We start from the raw sequence: 14,907 nt of genomic DNA, 5'->3' as shown, positions 1-14,907 counted from the left end.
ACAGGAAATTCTATCATCCGATTCCCGTAGAGGTCAGAAGGCGCTCCCCAAGTAGCGCCTCGACCGGCCGGAGCGGAAGATATGGGGCGGCGACCGACCGCGCGTCCGCCCGCGTCCCGCGGCCCTGTTGTCAAAAACCAACATGGAAAACCGAAGGAGCGCCGAAAACGTCATATCCAGCGCCAATGCGCCTCTCCAGGGAAGCCAAAGCCCCCCAAATGCCTTAAGATTGTTTCCAGCACGCAGGAAACCCAGTAGCTATTCCTTTGAACCAGCTCTTGGCGTTGCTATACTGGCCCCGTTTTCCTGATATGCGGCGGGGGTTCGCTGCGAGTCACTTATCCAGCTTCAAGCTCAACGAGGAGAAACATGAACAAACCCTCCAAATTCGCTCTGGCGCTCGCCTTCGCCGCCGTCACGGCCTCTGGTGTAGCTTCCGCGCAAACCGTGGACAACTGGCGCAACCCGTTCGGTGACGTTTGGAAGAACGGCACGAACGAACTGTGCTGGCGCGATGCATTCTGGACCCCGGCCACCGGCATCCCCGGTTGCGACGGCGTTCCGGTTGCACAACAGAAGGCGAAGCCGGCCCCGATGGCGGCCAAGGTCGTGTTCAATGCTGACACGTTCTTCGACTTCGACAAGTCGACGCTGAAGCCCGAAGGCCGTCAGCTGCTGGACCAAGTCGCCCAGCAAGCTCGCGGTATCGACCTCGAAACCATCATTGCTGTGGGCCACACCGACTCGATCGGTACGGAAGCCTACAACCAGAAGCTGTCCGAGCGCCGCGCCGCTTCGGTCAAGACCTACCTGGTCAGCAAGGGTATCGACCCGAACCGTATCTACACGGAAGGCAAGGGTGAGCTGAACCCGATCGCTTCCAACAAGACGAAGGAAGGCCGCGCCCAAAACCGTCGCGTTGAGATCGAAATCGTGGGTAGCCGCAAGTAATTGCTGGACTAGCTACAATAAGGGGGCCTCGCATAGCGAGGCCCTTTTTTTCGCCGGCCACGCACCAAAGCGGTGCAGGGCTGCGCCGCCCCTCCCTCGCCCGGCGCGACGGACCCCTCTATATATAGAGTCATAGAGTCGCCTTACGCTGAACCTGCCCATGACTACGCAAACTCACGACACCGCCCGCCCCGCCATCAACGCCGACCAGGCCGAAATCGACAAGTTCGGCGCCCTGGCCAGCCGTTGGTGGGATCCCGAAAGCGAGTTCAAGCCTCTGCACGCCATTAACCCGCTGCGGCTGGAATGGATCCAGGAATGCGCAGGCAGCCTGGCGGGCAAGAAGGTGCTGGACGTGGGCTGCGGCGGCGGCATCCTGTCCGAAGCCATGGCGCGCAGCGGCGCCGAGGTCACCGGCATCGACCTGGCCGACAAGTCCCTGAAAGTGGCTCGCCTGCATGGCCTGGAATCCGGCGTGAAGGTGGAGTACCGCAAGGTTCCCGTAGAGGAACTCGCAGCGGAACAACCCGGTCAGTACGACGTGGTGACCTGCATGGAAATGCTGGAACACGTGCCGGACCCGGCGTCCGTCGTGCGCGCCTGCTCGACCCTGGTCAAACCGGGCGGCTGGGTGTTCTTTTCGACGCTGAACCGTAATCCCAAGTCCTTCCTGTTCGCCATCGTGGGCGCCGAATATGTCCTGCGCCTGCTGCCGCGCGGCACGCACAGCTATGACCAGTTCATCAAGCCCAGCGAGCTGTCGGCGGCCGCGCGCGGCGCCAACCTGGAACCGGTCAGCATGCGCGGCATGGAATACAACCCGATCACCCAGATCTACACCCTGTCTTCCGACACCTCGGTCAACTACCTGATGGCTACCCGCAAATGAGCGCCCTGATCCTGTTCGACTTCGACGGCACGCTGGCCGACACCGCCCCCGACCTGGCCGCCGCGGCCAACCGCCAGCGCACCCGCAAGGGCCTGGAACCGATGCCCTACGAGGCCTTGCGTCCGGTCGCATCCCAGGGCGCGCGCGGCCTGCTGCGCGTGGCGCTGGACTTGAAGCCGGGCGACGCCGACTACGAGCCCACCCGCCTTCAGTTCCTGGAAGACTACGCCGCCGGCTCCACCGTCCACAGCAAGCTGTTTCCCGGCATCGAAGCGCTGCTGGCGGACATCCGCAGCCGCGGACTGTCCTGGGGCATCGTGACCAACAAGGTCACCTACCTGACCCTGCCCATCGTCGAATACCTGGACCTGACGCGCGACAGCGCGGTCCTGGTCTGCGGCGACACCACGGCGCACGCCAAGCCGCACCCGCTGCCGCTGCAGCACGCCGCGCGCGAAGCCGGCTTCGCCGTAGACCGCTGCGTCTATGTCGGCGACGACCTGCGCGACATCCAGGCCGCGCACGCGGCAGGCATGCCCGCGGTGGCAGCCGCTTACGGCTACGTCGGCGAGGACGACAACATCACGGCCTGGGAAGCGGAAACCTGCGCCAATACCCCCGCGGAACTCTGGTCCGCCATCCATCCGCTGCTGCCCAGCGATCTGCGCTAAGTCTGCACGGCCGGGCCGCCATGCGGCCCGGTTCCGGCCTTTTGGTTGTTCGCAGGAATTAGTTGAGTTACCCGAACAATATTTCCGACACCAGGGTCTTTATCCTGAAACCATAGTCACTTAAAGTGTGACTCATGCAAGGCATGCGGGTGCTTCCCGATTGCCTTTTCCGGCTGATGCCGGCAGTTGCGGCCAGTACCATCCGCCGCCACTGATCCCCGCACCGGCGCCTTTCGGCCCCGATGCTCTGCCCGGCGCTCCGGCCGGCGCACCCCTGACCTTTTTTTAGACCGCCCACAACGCCGCCCGCGCGCCGCCATCCCGCGCCGCGCCAGAGGAATGCCTATGCTATTGCCCATCCTGTTACTTTCCGCCGCCGGCTTCACCATCCTGACGACAGAGTTCCTGATCATCGGGCTGCTGCCCGGCCTGGCCCGCGACCTGGACGTCACCGTGTCCCAGGCCGGCCTGCTGGTATCGCTGTTCGCCTTCACGGTGGCGGCGACCGGTCCGCTGCTCACGGCGCTCATGGCCAATATCGAGCGCAAGCGGCTGTTCATCGGCGTGCTGGTGCTGTTCGGCCTGTCCAACGCCCTGGCGGCCGTCGCGCCGAACATCTGGGTCATGGCCGTGGCTCGCCTCGTCCCTGCCCTGGCTCTGCCCGTATTCTGGTCGCTGGCCAGCGCCACGGCCGTGGAGTTGGTCGGCCCGGCGCGCGCCGGCCGCGCCATCTCCATGGTCGCCTTCGGCATCGTCGCGGCCACGGTGTTCGGCATCCCCATTGGCGTGCTGATTTCCGACGCCTTCGGCTGGCGCGCCGCCTTTGGCGTGCTGTCGGCGGTGGCGTTCGCCAAGGCCCTGCTCTTGCTGTTCGCCTTCCCCAGCACCCGCATCCGCGCCGATAGCGTCAAGCTCATCACGCAACTGCGCATCCTGCGCAATCCGATCGTGGTGGGACATGTGCTGCTGTCGCTGCTGGTTTTCACTGGCATGTTCACGGCCTACACCTACCTGGCGGACATGCTGGAGCGATTGGCCGGCTTCAACGGCCAGATCGTCGGCTGGACCATGATGGCGTTCGGCGCCGTCGGCTTGATCGGCAACACCCTGGGCGGCCGCATGGTGGACCGCAGCCCGCTGGGCGCGACCGCGCTCTTTTCGGCGCTGATGGCGGCCGGGCTGGCCGTGATCGCCCCCGTGATGCAATCGCATGGCCTGCTGGCCGTGGCGCTGGGCGTCTGGGGCATTGCGCAAGCCGCCCTCTTCATCGTCTGCCACGTGCGGCTGATGAAATCCGCGCCCGAAGCGCCGGCCTTTGCCGCGTCCCTGAATATTTCGGGCGCCAACACCGGCATCGGCCTGGGCGCCGTGGTCGGCGGGTACGTCATCGACAACTACGGGCTGGCCTCGCTGGGTTGGGCCGCGGCCGTCATCGTCGGCGTCTCCGTGATCCTGGCCATCGCGCTGATGGCGGCCTCGCGCCCGCGCCGGGAGCCCAAGGCGGCCTGCGCCAACGCCGCCTGACGCCCCGCCTGTATCGTCTGCGCCACGCCCGGGCATGGCGGCGCAGACGATGCAGCAGGCTATGGCGTTTCCCAGTACAATAGATGTTCTTGGGGCCGATCCGGATTCGACGTGGGTCGCGAAACAACTCAGGGCATGCCGAGCACCAGTACGCTCGTTAAACCACTGGAACACTACAAACGCCAACGACGAGCGTTTCGCTCTCGCCGCTTAAGCGGTGAGCCGCTGCACTGATCTGTCCTTGGGTCAGGCGGGGGAAGGCAACTTCCTAGGGGGGCAACCCTCGAACCGCAGCAGCGACATTCACAAGGAATCGGTTTGAACTGGGGTCACACGGTTCAAATTTAAATTACGTGAATCGCTCTGGTCCGGCCTGTCGGTTGGCTAAGTCCAGGGTTAAAACCAAATAAATCGACTACGCATGTAGAACTGGTTGCGGAGGGCTTGCGGACGGGGGTTCAATTCCCCCCGGCTCCACCAAATACCGCAGAAGGCCGGTCTGATTCAAAGTCAGACCGGCCTTTTTTATTTGCCTGCGCCAACCGCGCGCCGGCTACCCAGGATGTCGCGCTTCTCCTGCTCCAACCACCGCCGCTGTTCCACCAGAAAATCCATCAGCGCCCGTATCTTGGCCGGCATTTGCGCCCGCGACGGCACATAAAGAAAGAATCCCGGAAATGGCTTGCACCACGGCCGCAGGACGCGCACCAGCGTGCCCTCGGCCAGTTGCTGGCGCACGCACAGGTCGATGTGCTGGACCAGCCCTACCCCCTGCACCGCCGCGCGCAGCATGCTGTCATCGTCGTTGAAGACGGCGTTGCCCTGCGGTTCCAGCACGATCGTGCGGCCCTCGGCATCGGGGGAGTTGAACGTCCAGCGGTCTATCGTGCCGCTGGTGGTGTAGCGGTAGGACAGGCAGTTGTGCCGCATCAGGTCGGCGGGCGTTTCGGGGATGCCGTGGCGCTCGAAGTAGGCCGGCGCGCCGACGATGGCCATTTCCAGCATGGGGGTCACCGGCACCGCGACCATGTGTTCGTCCAGGCTTTCGCCCAGCCGGATGCCGACGTCCAGCCCTTCGGCCACGATGTTGGCGAAGCCGTCGTTCATGACCAGTTCCAGCCGCAACTTCGGGTAGGCCGCCAGGAAGCGGGTCATGCCCGGCTCCAGCAACAACCTCGCGGCCGGCCGCGAGGTGTTGATGCGGATCAGCCCGGCGGGCTCGGCGCAGGCCTCGCCCAGTTCGCCGACTGCGCGCTCGATGGACGCGAGCGCGGGCGCAAGCGCATCGAACAGCCGTTGCCCTTCTTCGGTCAGCGACATGTCGCGGGTCGTGCGATGCAGCAGCCGCACGTTCAGCTGCTGTTCCAGCGCCTTCAACTGCTGCGACAGGGCCGCGCGCGACACTTCCATTTCCGACGCGGCCTTGGTGAAGCTGCGATGGCGGGCGATGTGCGCGAACCAGGCGAGCGCGGGGAGTAGCGAAGGCGACATGGGCATATTGGTAAGCATAGCTTAACTCTCATGTCCTTCAATGCGTATTTATCTTAATCAATGGCGCTCCTAAGATGACTCCATTGCATCACTGATCACCCCATCCTCTGGCACACACCGCCCGACAAGGAAACCATCATGACCTCGACCACCATCAAGCACGTCAGCTACAGGAACCTGGGCTGGGACACGGCCGCCGACCTCTACCTGCCGCCGGGTTTCGACGAGAAGAAAAAGTATCCGGCCATCGTCAGCACCCACCCCATCGGCAGCTGCAAGGAACAGACCAGCGGCAATGTGTACGGCGCCGGGCTGGCCAAGGAGGGCTTCATCGTCCTGGCCTTCGACGCGAGCTTCCAGGGCGCCAGCGGCGGCGAGCCCCGCTATATGGAGGATCCGGCCATCCGCGTGTCCGACATCCGCTACGCCATCGACTATCTGCAGTCGCTGCCCTATGTGGACGAGAACCGCATCGGCGCGATCGGCATCTGCGGCGGCGGCGCCTATACCATCCACGCCGCCATCACCGACCACCGCATCAAGGCGCTGGCCTCGATCACCGGCGTGAATTTCGGGCGCCTGATCCGGGAGGGTTTCGCCAATTTCGATCCGGTGGCCGCGATCGAGGCCATGGCCAAGCAGCGCACGGCGGAGGCCAAGGGCGCCGCGCCCCACATCATCAATTACCTGCCGGACTCGGTGGAAGCGGGCAAGCAGGCCGGCATCACCGACATCGACCTGCTGGAAGCCACCGAGTACTACAAGACGCCGCGCGGCCGGCAGCCCAATGGCGCGACCAGCGGTTTGTACTCCTTCAATAGCGCCGCGATGGGCTGGGATGCCTTCCTGAACGCGGAAGTGCTGCTCACCCAGCCGCTGATGGTGGTGATGGGCAGCAAGCCGGGCGGCTTCGGCGCCTACCGCGACGGCTGGGAAATCTACGGCCGCGCCGGCTCCAGGGACAAGCGCATGGTGCTGGTCGAAGGCTGGTCGCACTACGACCTCTATGACAAGCCCGAACCCGTGGCGCTGGCCATGGCCGAGCTGGTTCCTTTCTTCAAGCAGCACCTGTAGCCACGCAGCAACGCCGGCCACTGGCCGGCGCTGTGCTCAAGCCTCCAGCCTGAACTGCGGCAAGGTGATCTCGTCCGATACCTGTTCGAAGCACACCCGCACCCGGCTTCCTATCCGGACCGCCTCGGGCGGGCTGTCGATGATGTTTGCCATCATGCGCACGCCTTCGTCCAGGTCGATCATGGCGACGACATAAGGCACTTTTTCGCTCAGGGCCGCGTTGCTCGGGCGCCGGTTGACGGTGTAGGTGTAGACGGTGCCCTGGCCTGCGGAGTCGATCCATTCGATGCTGTCGGACAGGCAGGCCGTGCAGAATTCGCGCGGATAGAACTGGCGCGTCTTGCAGCAGCCGCACTGCTGGATGACCAGGCGGTTTTCCTTCGCCGCATCCCAGTAGGGCTGGGTGATCCGGGTCGGTTGCGGCAGCGGGCGTTGGGCGAGATCCATGGTCAGACTCCGAGTATCAGGGTGGTATTGCAGGAAAAAACCAGGCCGGGCGCATGTACCAAGGCCAGCTCGGCGCGGGGCAGCTGACGCTCACCGCATTCCTTGCGCAATTGGTGCACGGCCTCGAGCAGCAGCAGCATGCCGAACTGGCCGGGATGGTTATAGGACAGGCCGCCGCCCGAGGTATTGATGGGGAAGTCGCCTCCGGGAGCCAGGCGCCCGTCCGCCACGAAGGCCCCGCCCTCCCCGCGCTTGCAGAAGCCCAGTTCCTCCAGCGACTGGATCACGCCGATGGTGAAGTGGTCGTAGATCTGCACCACATCGATGTCGGCTCGCGTGACGCCGGCCATGGCCAGCGCGGCGTCCGCCGTCTGCGCCACATTGGTGTCCAGCCAGTCCGCGGTGTTGAAAGGCGTGTAGTGGTGCGAGAAGGATTCCGCGATGCCCATCACGTAGACCGGCGGCCGCTTGAGTTCGCGGGCGCGTGCCGCGGACGTGATGATGACCGCGCCGCCGGCGTCGGTCACCAGGCAGCAGTCGCGCTGGCGCAGAGGGTCGGCAATCATCTTGGACGCCATGACTTCCTCGATCGAGGTGTCCTCGCGGCGGTAGGCCTTGGGATTGAGCTGCGCCCATTTGCGCGCCGCCACCGCCACTTCGGCCAGGTCCTTGTGCGTGGTGCCGTAGCGCTGCATGTGCAGCTGCGCCACCATCGCGTAGTAGCCGATGGGGCTCAGCTGCCCATACGGCGTGATGAACTGCCCGCGCGGCATGCGCATGTCTTCGGGCGTGCCGCCCACTTTGCGTGTGCCGTCCGAAAGCTGGGTGCTGCCATAGGCCACCAGCGCCACCTCGCACATGCCGGCCTCGATGGCGGCCATGGCGTGGCGGATGTGCATGACGCTGGACATGCCGCCCACGCTGGTCGAATCGACGTAGCGCGGCCGTATGCCCAGGTATTCCGCAAGGTGCAGGCCGGCGAACTTGTCGTCCACGTGCGCGAACACGCCGTCGACGTCCTTGAGCGTCAACCCGGCATCACGCAACGCGCGGGCCGCTGCCTGCGCCTGCAGGTCCAGCGAGGTCATCCCGGGCACTTTCCCCAGGTCGGATTCCGCGGCGCCGACGATGGCGACCGATTTCGAGAGATGCTTGCTCATGTAGGGATCTGTTCCTGTCGAAGTCGAAGAAGAAGGTTCAAAGCGTCCGCGCGATCAGCTCGCGCATGACCTCCGAAGCGCCGCCGTAAATCCGGTTGGGCCGCACGTCGGTGTAGGCGCGGGCGATGGGGTATTCGCGCATGTAGCCGTAGCCGCCGTGGAACTGCAGCAGGTCGTCGATGGCGCTGGTAGCTTCAGAAGCCCACAGCTTGGCCATGGCCGCGCCGCCGGCATCGAGCTCGCCATCCAGGTATTGCTGCACGCAGCCGTCGACGAAGGCGCGGGTGGCGGCGGCCAGGGTCTTGATGTCGGCCAGCTTGAAGCGGATGTGCTGGTTGTCGATCAACGCCTTGTCGAAAGCGCGCCTGTTCTTGGTGTAGTCGACGGTCCATTGCAGCGCGCTCTCCAGCGCCATGGCGCAGCGCACCGCGATCATCAGGCGCTCGCGCACCAGTTCCTTCATCAGATAGCCGAAGCCCTGCCCCGGCTCGCCCAGCATGTCCGCGTCCGGCACGAACATGTCCTGGAAAAAGAGTTCGGCCGTGTCCTGCGCCTTCTGCCCGACCTTGTCCAAAAGGCGTCCGCGGGTGAATCCGGGCGTCGCGGTATCGACCCAGAACAGGCTGATGCCGCGGGCGCCGGCGGCGGGATCGGTCTTGGCCACCACCAGCACGCGGTCGGCATGGAAGCCGTTGGTGATGAAGGTCTTCTGGCCGTTGATGACATAGCCGCCCGGCGCCTTGGCCGCCGCCGTGCGTATCGCCTTGACGTCGCTGCCCGCGCCCGGCTCGGTCATGGCGATGGACGCCACGATGTCGCCCTGGGCCATGCCGGGCAGGTCGCGCTGCTTCTGGCGTTCGCTGCCGAAGTTCAGCAGGTAGGGCGCGACGATGTCGGAATGGGTGGTGAAGCCGGTGACGCCGGTGGCCAGCGCGCGGGCGATCTCTTCCACCACGATGATGGTGTGCAGGAAGTCGCCGCCGCCCCCGCCATATTCCTCGGGCGTGCTGGGCAGCAGGATTCCGGCCGCGCCGGCCTTGCGCCACAGCTCGCGCGGCACCAGGCCTTCCTGTTCCCATTGGTAGTGATGGGGCGTGATCTCTTGCGCAATGAAGCGCGCCACCGTGTCGCGGAACAGTTCGTGCTCCGCCGAGAAAAGCTTGCGCTGCGGGTTCATGCGGTCTCCTGGTCTGTCATGGCGGGCCGCCTAGGCCTGCGGCCAGTAGCGTTGCTTGACCAGGCGCTTGAGCAGCTTGCCGGTCTCGGTGCGCGGCATGTCGCTGGAAAAGTCCACGCTCTTCGGGCACTTGATGGGCGAGATCCGGTCGCGGCAGTAGGCGATGAGCTGCTGCGCCAGGTCGGGGCTGGCGGCGGCGGGATCGCGCAGTTGCACCACCGCTTTCACCTCCTCGCCGAACTCCGTGTTCGGCACGCCGACCACCGCCACGTCGGCCACCGCGGGATGCGTGCTCAGCAGGTTCTCCGCTTCCTGGGGATAGATGTTGACGCCGCCCGACACGATCATGTTGGACAGGCGGTCTGTCAGGTACAGATAGCCGTCCTGGTCCAGATAGCCGATATCGCCGTAGGTGGCCCAGCCGCGCGCGTTGTAGGCGCCGCGCGTCTTGTCCGGATCCTTGTGATATTCGAAGGAGCCGCCGCCGGAAAAATAGATGACGCCAGGCTGGCCCGCGGGCAGTTCGTTCAGCCCGTCCTCGCTCATGATGTGGGCCTGGCCGAACTCCGGCCGGCCGACCGAGCCGCGGTGCGCCAGCCACTCGTCGGAGCCCAGCGAGGTGCGTCCCACCAGTTCGGTGCCGCTGTAGTACTCGTACAGGATCGGCCCCCACCACGCGATCATCGCCTCCTTGACGTCGGCCGGGCACGGCGCGGCCGCGTGCACCGCGTAGCGCAGCGTGGACAGGTCGTGGCGCGCGCGCTCCTCTGGCGGCAGGCGCAGCAGGCGGATGAACATGGTCGGCACCCATTGCGAATGGGTAACGCCGTAGGTGGCGATGGCCTCCAGCGCCGCGGCCGCGTCGAATTTTTCCATCATGACGCAGCTGCCGCCCGCCCGCAGCGCCGCCATGTTCCAGCGCACCGGGGCCGCGTGGTAGAACGGCGCGGTCGACAGATAGACGGTGTCGCGGTCGAAGGCCTTCCAGGCGCTGCTGGGCGCGTCGCCGACGCGGAAATAGCGGTTGGCCACGGACAGCGGGCGCTTGATGCCCTTGGGCAGTCCGGTGGTCCCCGACGAATACAGGAAGTCCGTGCCCTCCGGGGTTTCGGGCAGGGCCACGTCGTCGGCGTAACGGCCGGGCCAGTCTTCGTACTGGATCGCGCTGGCGTCCGCGCCGTCCATGCTCACGCGCAGCACGCCGCGCGCGTCCAGCGCATCCGCATCCGTTTCGGCCTGGGTGTGGCCGGAGTAGAACAACACCCGCGCGTCGCAGTTCTCGATGATGTAGCGCGCTTCCTCGCGCTTGAGGTGGCGGCTGATGGTGGTGTAGTACAGGCCGACGCGGTGCGCGGCCCACAACAGTTCGAAGAAGCGCGGATGGTTCTCCAGGAACACCGCGATCACGTCGCCGGATTGCAGGCCGGCGTCCAGCAAGGCCGCCGCGCATTTGCGGCTGCGCAGTTCCAACTCGCGCCAGGTCACCGTGGTGCCGGACGGAATCATGCGGTAGGCGATGCCATCGGGCATCTCCCGGGCATGGGCTTCAAGTACAGACATGGTTCACCTCTGGTTTCTCTCAATGCGCCAGGCTGGCGGCGCCGTGGCTCAGCACCACCGTGCCGCGCTCGTGCGCCAGCGCGCGGAATTGCAGGCGGTCGCCGTCGCGCCAGATCTCCACGCGCAGCGTCTCGCCTGGAAAGAACGGCGCGGAAAAACGCGCGGCGATGGCGCCCAGGCGTTGCGCCCCCCCGGGCGCGCAGGCCTGCAGCAGCGCGCGCGCCGCCATGCCATAGGTGCACAGGCCATGCAGGATGGGCCGGTCGAAGCCCGCCGTGCGCGCCATATGCGGCAGCGCGTGCACCGGATTGAGATCGCCGTTCAGGCGATAGAGCAATGCCTGCTGCGGCAGCGTGGCCAGCAGCACGACCTGATCGGGCTCGCGTTGCGGCGTGGCCGGCAAGGCCTCGGGCGGTTCGTCGCCCTGGCCGAAGCCGCCATCGGCGCGGCAGAACGACACATGCTCTACCGTGGCCAGCGGCGCGCCGCTGTCGGCGTCCGAAATGTCGCGCACGGTCACCACCAGCGCACCCTTGCTGGCGCCCTTGTCCACCACCCGCGTGACGCGGGTCTGGCTGCGCACCGCGCCGGCCGCGGCCAGCGGCGCGTGGAAGGTCATGCGATGCTCGCCGTGCAGGATCTTGACCCAGTCTATGCCGGTGGCCGGATCGGCGGCCCAGCCGTTGGGCGCGCCGATGGTGGCCAGGAAAGTCGGCACCACGGCCGTCCCGTCCTCGTGCACGTAGCGCAGCTCGGCTTCATCGGCAGGGTCGCTGCCGTAGCCCAGGCCCAGCGCGTAGATCATGCAGTCGCGCGCGCTGTAGCGGTCGACGCGATCCTCGAACTTCCAGTTGCGCAGGTTTTGATAATCGATTGCCATGGATCATGCCTCCCTACGCATGCCGGCAGCGCCAGGCCGCCGGCATGCTGGTCATTCCGCCTTGATGCCGGCGGCCTTGATGATTTTTTCCCAACGGTCTTTTTCCGACCGGATGAAGCTGTCGAACTCGGCCGGCGTGCCGCCCAGCGGAATGCCGCCCTGCTGCGCCAGCTGCTTCTTCACCTCTTCATCGGCCAGGACCGCGTTGAGCTCCGTGTTCAGCCGCGCGACCACCGCCGGCGGCGTGCGCGCCGCGACCAGTACGCCCAGCCAGGCGCCGACGTCCACATCGGGATAGCCTTGCTCGGCCAGCGTCGGCACATCGGGCAGGATCTGGCTGCGCTCGCGGGTGGTAACCGCCAGCGCCCGCAGCCTGCCCGCCTTGACCAGCGGCGCGACGGTGATCACGTTCTCGACCGTGAAGTCGACCTGGCCCGCGACCAGGTCGTTGGTCGCGGGCGCGGCGCCCTTGTAGGGCACGGTGACCGCGGTGAAGTCCAGGCGGTTCTTCAGCAGCTCTCCGCCCAGGTGTCCGGACGTGCCGATCATGGAAACCGCCATGGACAGGTTGCCCTGCTTCTTGCGGGCATAGTCGCGGAACTCCGCCAGCGTCTTGACCGGCGCGTTGGCGTTGACCACCAGCGCGTTCGGCATGGTGATGATGCGGATCACCGGAGCGAAGTCGGACATTGCGTACGGCAGCTTGCTGTACAGCGTGTAATTGACCGCGTTCGGGCCGCTGCTGCCCATGACCATCGTGTAGCCGTCGGGCTCGGCGCGCAGCAGGCCTTGCATGCCCAGGATGCCGGCCGCGCCTGCCATGTTCTCCACCACCACCGGCTGACCGAGCCGCTCTGACAGCTTCTTGCCTATCACCCGGCTGGTGATGTCCAGGATTCCGCCGGGCGAACTGGGCGCGATCAGGCGCAGGGGTTTGTTCGGATAGTCATCGGCCGCGTGCGACATCTGCGGCAAGGTTATTGCGGTCATCAGGCCGGCCAGCACTGCCAGCGTGTATCGCCTGCGTGTGTTCATGTATGTCTCCTGATTGGTTTTTTGTCCGCGGGCTTGTGGCGCCCGCTGTCTCGAATCCGGCGTACGGACCCGTTGCCGCGCGTCAATCCACCTTCATGCCGGTGGCGTCGACCACGCCCTGCCACTTCTTCACTTCGCCCTTCAGGAAGGCCCGGGCCTCTTCGGGGCCGCCGGTCAGGGGCCGGGCGTAGATCCGGTCCATGAACTCCTGCACATCGGGCTGCTTGTTGATGTCGGCCACGGCATCGGCCAGCTTCTTCAGGACTGGCGCCGGCACCTTGGCGGGCGCCGCCATGAAGTACACCGCTTCCACGTCGTAGCCCTTGAGGCCGGCCTCCTCGATGGTGGGCAGGTCGGGCATCGCCTTCATGCGCTCGCGCCCGGTCACGGCCAGCGCCTTCAGCTTCTTGGACTGCACCAGCGGGATGGCGGTGGAGACGCTGCCGAACATCATGTCCACCGTGCCCGACATCAGGTCCACCTCCGCCGGCGACACCCCCTTGTAGGGCACGTGTGTCATGTCGACGCCGGCCATGACCTTGAACAGCTCGCCCGCCAGGTGGATGGACGAGCCCATGCCGGCCGAGGCGAAGGTCAGCTTGTTGCCGCCGGCCTTGGCCTTGCGCACCAGGTCTTCGACGCTCTGGATGCTGGAGCCGGGCGGCACCACCAGAATGTTGGGCGTGGACGCCACCATGCCTATGGGCATCAGGTCGCGCTCCCAGTCGTAGGGGTTGCGCTTCATGGCGGCGTTGGCCGCCACATAGTTGGCCGCCATCGCGATCGTGTAGCCGTCGGCCGGCGCCTGCGTCAGCGCCTGGATCGCGATGTTGCCGCCGGCGCCCGGGCGGTTTTCCACGATGAAAGTCTGGTTGAAACGTTCGCCGAGCTTTTTGGCGTACAGGCGGGCAAGCAGGTCGGTGGCGCCGCCGGGCGCGAAGCCCACGTACACCCGCACCGGCTTGTCCGGATAAGCGTCGGCCCCGCTGGCTGCGCCCGCGGCAGCCAGGCTCAGTACCGCGGCCAACAATCCCTTCAACATTGCCATGAGTCGATCTCCTTCCGTTTTTTTAGAGATATGGGAATGCCGGGCCTACTTATTTCCGACATGCCGAACAGTATAACGACGTGCCGATATTAATTGTCAAGAATTCCGGTGATGTGTATATTTGTTCGGAACCTCGGAATAAATTCAAACCTGCCAGGCGCCTATCCCGGGATGTTGGATTTCGGGTCCAGGGCGCCGGGCGCCATCAGCTACAGAAGGGGAATGGAGATGGACCTGCAACTCACCGGTAAAGTCGCTGTCATCACGGGTTCCGGCCGCGGCATCGGCTATGCGTCGGCATTGGCCCTGGCGCAGGAAGGCGCCCGCATCGTCATTACCGACATCAACCCCGAATCGGTGGAGCATGCGGTCGGCAGCCTGAAGCAGGCCGGTCACGAGGCTATCGGCGCCGTGCTCGACGTCTGCGATGCGGAACAGGTCCAGACCATGGCCGAGCTGGCCGCGCACAAGTTCGGCGGCATCGACATCCTGGTCAACAACGCCGGCTTCACGCGCGACAAGTACCTGCTCAAGATGCCGGTGGAGGACTGGGATTCGGTGGTCGACACCATCCTGAAGGGCGCCTACTACTGCACCAAGGCCGCCCTGCCCTCGATGATGGAAAGGAAGTGGGGCCGCGTCATCAACATCGCCTCGCGCGCGCACTGGGGCAATCCCGGCCAGACCAACTACTCGGCCGCCAAGGCCGGCCTGATCGGCTTCACCCGCGCGCTGGCGCTGGAACAGGGCAAGTTCAACATCACCGCCAACGCCATCGCCCCGGGGCTGATCGAAACGCCACTGGTGCGCGGCCTGTCCACCTACGAAACCCTGCGCACCAATGCGCTGGCGCGCCAGCCGGTGCCGCGCCTGGGCGCGGTCGAGGACATCGCCAACGCGGTGGCCTTCCTGGCTTCCGAGCGGTCCTCCTTCATCACGGGCGAACTGCTGCACGTGACCGGCGGCCGCTACGCGTCGTAAAACGCCCCTCCCATCCGGA

The 14,907-nt window shown here is 65.7% G+C and carries 14 protein-coding genes and 1 other RNA gene; 7 read left to right on the top strand and 8 right to left on the bottom strand.

Annotated elements, in window-relative coordinates; genetic code table 11:
* Positions 1–369: 369 nt before the first annotated feature.
* The 5 genes from ompA (at position 370) to ssrA (ending at position 4,515) form a co-directional block, all read left to right on the top strand.
* The gene (ompA, locus tag N5C88_RS23580) at positions 370–951 is read left to right on the top strand and encodes an outer membrane protein OmpA (protein ID WP_013392385.1); all 582 of its coding nucleotides are present in this window, start codon (positions 370–372) and stop codon (positions 949–951) included.
* 160 nt (positions 952–1,111) lie between these two features.
* On the top strand, positions 1,112–1,840 hold the full coding sequence (gene ubiG / locus N5C88_RS23575; protein ID WP_118933412.1) for a bifunctional 2-polyprenyl-6-hydroxyphenol methylase/3-demethylubiquinol 3-O-methyltransferase UbiG: 729 nt from the start codon (positions 1,112–1,114) through the stop codon (positions 1,838–1,840).
* Complete coding sequence (locus N5C88_RS23570; protein ID WP_059374526.1) at positions 1,837–2,511, top strand: HAD-IA family hydrolase; 675 nt, start codon at positions 1,837–1,839, stop codon at positions 2,509–2,511. The genes ubiG and N5C88_RS23570 overlap by 4 nt, the downstream gene beginning before the upstream one ends.
* 345 nt (positions 2,512–2,856) lie before the next feature.
* A complete protein-coding gene (locus N5C88_RS23565) occupies positions 2,857–4,035 on the top strand; it encodes an MFS transporter (protein ID WP_118933413.1) in 1,179 nt (392 codons plus the stop codon).
* A gap of 91 nt (positions 4,036–4,126) precedes the next feature.
* Positions 4,127–4,515: a transfer-messenger RNA gene (ssrA, locus tag N5C88_RS23560) on the top strand.
* Positions 4,516–4,560: 45 nt separating this feature from the next.
* Here ssrA and N5C88_RS23555 read toward each other — a convergent pair.
* Entirely contained in the window at positions 4,561–5,544 is a 984-nt protein-coding gene (locus N5C88_RS23555; RefSeq protein WP_280016345.1) for a LysR family transcriptional regulator, read from the bottom strand.
* A 120-nt stretch (positions 5,545–5,664) separates the two neighbouring features.
* Between N5C88_RS23555 and N5C88_RS23550 the strand changes: the two genes are divergently transcribed.
* Positions 5,665–6,600, top strand: coding sequence for an alpha/beta hydrolase (locus N5C88_RS23550; RefSeq protein ID WP_059374531.1), 936 nt, complete (start codon positions 5,665–5,667; stop codon positions 6,598–6,600).
* Positions 6,601–6,636: 36 nt separating this feature from the next.
* Here the strand turns inward: N5C88_RS23550 and N5C88_RS23545 are convergent, their stop codons facing one another.
* The 7 genes from N5C88_RS23545 to N5C88_RS23515 form a co-directional block, all read right to left on the bottom strand.
* On the bottom strand, positions 6,637–7,047 hold the full coding sequence (locus N5C88_RS23545) for a Zn-ribbon domain-containing OB-fold protein (RefSeq protein WP_280016344.1): 411 nt from the start codon (positions 7,045–7,047) through the stop codon (positions 6,637–6,639).
* Positions 7,048–7,049: 2 nt separating this feature from the next.
* Positions 7,050–8,207, bottom strand: a complete 1,158-nt coding sequence (locus N5C88_RS23540) for an acetyl-CoA acetyltransferase (protein ID WP_054450871.1) — start codon at positions 8,205–8,207, stop codon at positions 7,050–7,052.
* 37 nt (positions 8,208–8,244) lie between these two features.
* Positions 8,245–9,384, bottom strand: coding sequence for an acyl-CoA dehydrogenase family protein (locus N5C88_RS23535; RefSeq protein ID WP_118933415.1), 1,140 nt, complete (start codon positions 9,382–9,384; stop codon positions 8,245–8,247).
* A gap of 30 nt (positions 9,385–9,414) precedes the next feature.
* A complete protein-coding gene (locus N5C88_RS23530) occupies positions 9,415–10,944 on the bottom strand; it encodes an AMP-binding protein (RefSeq protein ID WP_280016343.1) in 1,530 nt (509 codons plus the stop codon).
* A 19-nt stretch (positions 10,945–10,963) separates the two neighbouring features.
* A complete protein-coding gene (locus tag N5C88_RS23525; RefSeq protein ID WP_118933417.1) occupies positions 10,964–11,824 on the bottom strand; it encodes a MaoC/PaaZ C-terminal domain-containing protein in 861 nt (286 codons plus the stop codon).
* 51 nt (positions 11,825–11,875) lie between these two features.
* Positions 11,876–12,859 (bottom strand): tripartite tricarboxylate transporter substrate binding protein, encoded by a 984-nt coding sequence (locus N5C88_RS23520; protein ID WP_118933418.1) that lies wholly within the window; start codon positions 12,857–12,859, stop codon positions 11,876–11,878.
* A gap of 82 nt (positions 12,860–12,941) precedes the next feature.
* Positions 12,942–13,907, bottom strand: coding sequence for a tripartite tricarboxylate transporter substrate binding protein (locus tag N5C88_RS23515; RefSeq protein ID WP_280016342.1), 966 nt, complete (start codon positions 13,905–13,907; stop codon positions 12,942–12,944).
* A gap of 228 nt (positions 13,908–14,135) precedes the next feature.
* On the opposite strand from N5C88_RS23515, the gene fabG reads away from it, so the two are divergent.
* Positions 14,136–14,888: a 3-oxoacyl-ACP reductase FabG gene (gene fabG, locus N5C88_RS23510; RefSeq protein ID WP_280016341.1), complete on the top strand. Its 753-nt coding sequence runs from the start codon at positions 14,136–14,138 to the stop codon at positions 14,886–14,888.
* Positions 14,889–14,907: the final 19 nt, after the last annotated feature.

It is taken from the genome of Achromobacter sp. GD03932, from assembly GCF_029839485.1.
GTDB lineage: Bacteria > Pseudomonadota > Gammaproteobacteria > Burkholderiales > Burkholderiaceae_B > Achromobacter > Achromobacter bronchisepticus_A.
Note: the sequence above shows the minus strand (reverse complement) of the source record. Positions and strands in the feature narration are given on the sequence as shown.

Coding starts and splice junctions, on each gene's coding strand:
- N5C88_RS23545 (WP_280016344.1), bottom strand. CDS start 7,047: ATGGATCTCGCCCAACGCCCGCTGCCGCAACCGACCCGGATCACCCAG.
- N5C88_RS23570 (WP_059374526.1), top strand. CDS start 1,837: ATGAGCGCCCTGATCCTGTTCGACTTCGACGGCACGCTGGCCGACACC.
- N5C88_RS23565 (WP_118933413.1), top strand. CDS start 2,857: ATGCTATTGCCCATCCTGTTACTTTCCGCCGCCGGCTTCACCATCCTG.
- N5C88_RS23550 (WP_059374531.1), top strand. CDS start 5,665: ATGACCTCGACCACCATCAAGCACGTCAGCTACAGGAACCTGGGCTGG.
- N5C88_RS23525 (WP_118933417.1), bottom strand. CDS start 11,824: ATGGCAATCGATTATCAAAACCTGCGCAACTGGAAGTTCGAGGATCGC.
- fabG (WP_280016341.1), top strand. CDS start 14,136: ATGGACCTGCAACTCACCGGTAAAGTCGCTGTCATCACGGGTTCCGGC.
- N5C88_RS23555 (WP_280016345.1), bottom strand. CDS start 5,544: ATGCTTACCAATATGCCCATGTCGCCTTCGCTACTCCCCGCGCTCGCC.
- N5C88_RS23520 (WP_118933418.1), bottom strand. CDS start 12,859: ATGAACACACGCAGGCGATACACGCTGGCAGTGCTGGCCGGCCTGATG.
- N5C88_RS23530 (WP_280016343.1), bottom strand. CDS start 10,944: ATGTCTGTACTTGAAGCCCATGCCCGGGAGATGCCCGATGGCATCGCC.
- N5C88_RS23515 (WP_280016342.1), bottom strand. CDS start 13,907: ATGGCAATGTTGAAGGGATTGTTGGCCGCGGTACTGAGCCTGGCTGCC.
- ompA (WP_013392385.1), top strand. CDS start 370: ATGAACAAACCCTCCAAATTCGCTCTGGCGCTCGCCTTCGCCGCCGTC.
- N5C88_RS23535 (WP_118933415.1), bottom strand. CDS start 9,384: ATGAACCCGCAGCGCAAGCTTTTCTCGGCGGAGCACGAACTGTTCCGC.
- ubiG (WP_118933412.1), top strand. CDS start 1,112: ATGACTACGCAAACTCACGACACCGCCCGCCCCGCCATCAACGCCGAC.
- N5C88_RS23540 (WP_054450871.1), bottom strand. CDS start 8,207: ATGAGCAAGCATCTCTCGAAATCGGTCGCCATCGTCGGCGCCGCGGAA.